Origin of the sequence: Streptococcus dentapri, assembly GCF_042649885.1 — a bacterium.
Taxonomy (GTDB): domain Bacteria; phylum Bacillota; class Bacilli; order Lactobacillales; family Streptococcaceae; genus Streptococcus; species Streptococcus dentapri.
In genome coordinates this window covers 1-3,686 of the sequence record NZ_JBHSAC010000016.1, presented here as the reverse complement: position 1 = coordinate 3,686, position 3,686 = coordinate 1, and the positions used below count along the sequence as shown (strand labels likewise).

Here is a 3,686-nt window from a genome sequence, read left to right as displayed (position 1 = left end):
AAAAGCTCTTAGAAATGCAATTCCAAGAGCTTTGTCTTCAGTCTGAAGTACCCTGCTTAAGCAGGGTACTTTTCTATAAAAATCGTTTCATTGTTGAATAGATTATTTTAATAAAACAAAGGCTAAGAATTACCAAAAAACATGTAAAATGCTTGCAATTCTAAAACAATTTGATAGAATAGTAGGGTAAAGTTAGACTGTATGCCTACCGTCTATCTATAAAATATATTTTATTGGAGGCTTTTCCTAAATGGCAAAAGAAAAATACGATCGTAGTAAACCACATGTTAACATTGGTACAATTGGACACGTTGACCATGGTAAAACTACATTGACAGCAGCAATCACTACTGTATTGGCACGTCGTTTGCCAAGTGCAGTTAACACACCAAAAGACTATGCTTCTATCGATGCTGCTCCAGAAGAACGCGAACGTGGTATCACAATCAATACTGCACACGTTGAGTACGAAACTGCGAAACGTCACTACGCTCACATCGATGCCCCAGGACACGCAGACTACGTTAAAAACATGATCACTGGTGCCGCTCAAATGGACGGAGCTATCCTTGTTGTAGCTTCTACTGACGGACCAATGCCACAAACTCGTGAACACATCTTGCTTTCACGTCAGGTTGGTGTTAAGAGCCTTATCGTCTTTATGAACAAGGTTGATTTGGTTGATGATGAAGAATTGCTTGAATTAGTTGAAATGGAAATTCGTGATCTTCTTTCAGAATACGACTTCCCAGGTGATGATATCCCTGTTGTTCAAGGTTCAGCTCTTAAAGCACTTGAAGGTGATACAGCAGCAGAAGATAAAATCATGGAATTGATGGACATCGTTGATGACTACATTCCAGAACCAGAACGCGATACTGATAAGCCATTGCTCCTTCCAGTCGAAGACGTTTTCTCAATTACTGGTCGTGGTACTGTTGCCTCAGGACGTATCGATCGTGGTACCGTTAGAGTTAATGACGAAGTTGAAATCGTTGGTATCAAAGATGAAATCCAAAAAGCTGTTGTTACTGGTGTTGAAATGTTCCGTAAACAGCTTGATGAAGGTCTTGCAGGGGATAACGTTGGTGTTCTTCTTCGTGGTATCCAACGTGATGAAATCGAACGTGGTCAAGTATTAGCTGCACCAGGAAGTATCAAACCTCACACTAAATTTAAAGGTGAAGTTTACATTCTTTCTAAAGAAGAAGGTGGACGTCATACACCATTCTTCAACAACTACCGCCCACAGTTCTACTTCCGTACAACTGATGTAACTGGTTCAATTGAATTGCCAGCAGGAACTGAGATGGTTATGCCTGGTGATAACGTTACAATCGATGTTGAGTTGATCCACCCAATCGCCGTAGAACAAGGTACTACTTTCTCTATCCGTGAAGGTGGTCGTACTGTTGGTTCAGGTATCGTTTCAGAAATCGAAGCTTAAGAGATTACGTTCCCGGAAAATAATTATTTGTCAGACAACAAATAAGATAAACCAGTAGCTTTGGCTATTGGTTTTTTCTTGTCAATCAGCTAGCTAAGCCCAGTCATCTATGCTATAATGGATGAAACATTTTCATGAAGGAGACCATATGAAGACACCATTCGTTACTAAAGAGCAGCTTGATGCGATTACGGCAGAATTTCCTACCCCTTTTCATCTCTATGATGAAAAGGGCATTCGTGAGACAGCACGCGCTGTCAATGAGGCTTTTTCTTGGAATCCTGGATTCAAGGAATATTTTGCGGTTAAGGCGACACCCAATCCCACTATCCTTAAAATTTTACAGGAAGAGGGCTGTGGTGTTGATTGTGCTACTGATGTTGAACTTATGATGGCGCATGAACTGGGAATCAAAGATATCAGTTTTACATCAAACGATACTAGACCAGAGGAATTTGTCTGTGCCAGAGAGATCAATGCTACCATTAATTTGGATGCCTATGAGGATATTTCCTTCTTAGAGAAGGCCGCAGGGCTGCCTGAAACAGTTTCTCTACGCTATAATCCTGGAGGAGTTTTCTCTCTGGGTACAGATATTATGGATCATCCAGAAGAATCAAAATTTGGGATGACCAAGGCTCAGCTCTTGCAGGGGTATAAGGATTTGAAAGCCAAGGGTATTAAAGAGTTTGGTCTCCATGCTTTTTTGGCTTCCAATACCGTAACCAATGCCTATTATCCAACCTTGGCTGGCCAGCTCTTTGAATTGGCTCTGGAAATCAGAGAAGAAGCAGGTGTTGAGCTCAGTTTTATCAATCTTTCTGGTGGTGTCGGTATTGATTATAGTCCGGCAGATAAACAAAATGATATTGCTGTAATTGGTGAAGGAGTGCATCAAAAATTTGATGAAATTTTGGTACCAAATGGTTTGGGAAATGTGAAAATCTTTACCGAACTGGGACGTTTTATGTTGGCTTCTAATGGTCATCTAATTACCAAGGTACTCCATCTGAAAGATACTTACCGTCACTATGTCGGTGTAGATGCCAGTGCAGTGAATCTGCTGCGTCCTGCTATGTATGATGCTTATCATCATATCACTAATATCAGCAATCCTCAGGGAGCAGTAGAAGTTGTTGATGTGGTCGGTTCGCTCTGTGAAAATAATGATAAATTTGCTAAAAATCGCCAGTTACCACAAGCTCGTATCGGTGATACACTTGTGATTCATGATACTGGTGCCCACGGATTTTCAATGGGTTATCAATACAATGGTCGTCTGCGTTCGGCTGAAATTCTCTTGCAAGAAGATGGCTCGGTTCGTTTGATTCGGCGAGCTGAGACACCAGAGGATTATTTTGCAACCCTCTATGGCTTTGGACTGGAAGAAGACGAATAATAAGAAGGAACCCTAAAATAATGTAACTCTCATCCTGTTAAGGTGAGAGTTTTTATGTTTTACTCTGCTACTTTAGCCAATCCATATTTTGATTTTAAGTGCGTCTGCACCTTCTCTTTTTCTTACTCCTGCAATCCTAGTATGCTAACGATCAGTCGTATCGTTATGGAAGCTTTTTGGAGATAGCATTTTTTAGTTGGTGATTGAAACGAAATTGTAATAATTTGTCATCAAAATACCCTTGATTTTTTTTTTTTTTCAATAAGATACTATATAAGTACCATTAGGAAAGAAATATTTGATCTGGCGAGTCCCAAGTTGGATGGTCTCCGCCAGTCAGAAACGAAATCATAGTAGGCTTGAAGGGAGCAGGAAGGGAAGTCCCTTTCCTGCTTTTATCATGCCAACTAAACAGCTCTGTATCTTTGGAAAGAAAAGGAATATAAAAATGACCATGGAGATCATTGTCCTTCGTGATACCTACCGTCAGGTTCTGACGGTCCCTGAAAAAGGCGCCCTGCGTCTCAATGACCAGCTCAGTATTTCACAGACCAGCGATGGTTTGTTCTATCAAATTAAAGAAAAAGAAGCTCCCCTAACGACCGCAATCCGTATAGGGGATCTTGTCGTTTATCCACAACCGAATAACCTACGCCATTACAGCATTGATGGCCTGTCCCGTTTGGTAGTGGGCCCCCTAGCAGGGAGTGATCTCAGATCGGGAAATCAAGCTGTTAGCTTGCTGCTGAAAAAGTCCGATGATGGTAATTGGCAGCTTCAAAATCTAGGAGCGCCTATTTACCTCAACAATCATTTGGTGACCCAGAAAAGGCTGCACCT

Annotated in this window: 3 protein-coding genes; all 3 read left to right on the top strand. The window is 41.2% G+C overall.

Annotated elements, in window-relative coordinates:
* Positions 1-250: 250 nt before the first annotated feature.
* Positions 251-1,447: an elongation factor Tu gene (gene tuf / locus ACFOSE_RS01740; protein WP_380429686.1), complete on the top strand. Its 1,197-nt coding sequence runs from the start codon at positions 251-253 to the stop codon at positions 1,445-1,447.
* Between the two features lie 148 nt (positions 1,448-1,595).
* On the top strand, positions 1,596-2,846 hold the full coding sequence (locus tag ACFOSE_RS01735; protein ID WP_380429684.1) for a diaminopimelate decarboxylase: 1,251 nt from the start codon (positions 1,596-1,598) through the stop codon (positions 2,844-2,846).
* A gap of 448 nt (positions 2,847-3,294) precedes the next feature.
* Positions 3,295-3,686 (top strand): hypothetical protein (locus ACFOSE_RS01730; RefSeq protein WP_380429681.1); only part of this gene is annotated, 392 nt, incomplete at its 3' end.